Below are 520 nucleotides of genomic sequence, written 5' to 3' on the forward strand. Positions count from 1 at the left end.
TAAAAACATTAGTGAATTCTACAAGTAAGTATTCAAAAGAAGATATTAAGTCAATTGTAAAAGACAAAAACGTAAAGTTTATTCGTCTACAATTTACAGATATTTTAGGCACAATTAAAAATGTTGAAATCCCAACAAGTCAATTAGACAAAGCATTAGATAACAAAATGATGTTTGATGGCTCTTCAATTGAAGGGTTTGTGCGCATTGAAGAATCGGATATGTATTTACGTCCAGATTTAGATACATTTATGATTTTCCCTTGGACTGCTGAAAAAGGGAAAGTGGCTCGTTTAATTTGTGATATTGCTCGTCCGGATGGCACTCCTTTTGAAGGTGATCCACGTTCTAATCTAAAACGCGTATTAAAACAAATGGAAGAGTTTGGTTTCACTAGCTTTAACTTAGGGCCAGAGCCAGAGTTCTTCTTATTCAAATTAGATGAAAAAGGTGAGCCAACTTTAGAATTAAATGATGATGGTGGATACTTTGACTTAGCACCAACAGATTTAGGTGAAAA

The 520-nt window shown here is 33.7% G+C and carries 1 protein-coding gene; it reads left to right on the forward strand.

Translation table 11 applies throughout. The annotated features are described in order from the left end of the window. Nucleotides 1-11 precede the first annotated feature (11 nt). Nucleotides 12-520: glutamine synthetase beta-grasp domain-containing protein (locus tag ABS911_RS15330; protein ID WP_350468265.1), on the forward strand; the 509-nt coding region annotated here is incomplete at its 3' end.

This window comes from Carnobacterium sp. (genome assembly GCF_040274425.1).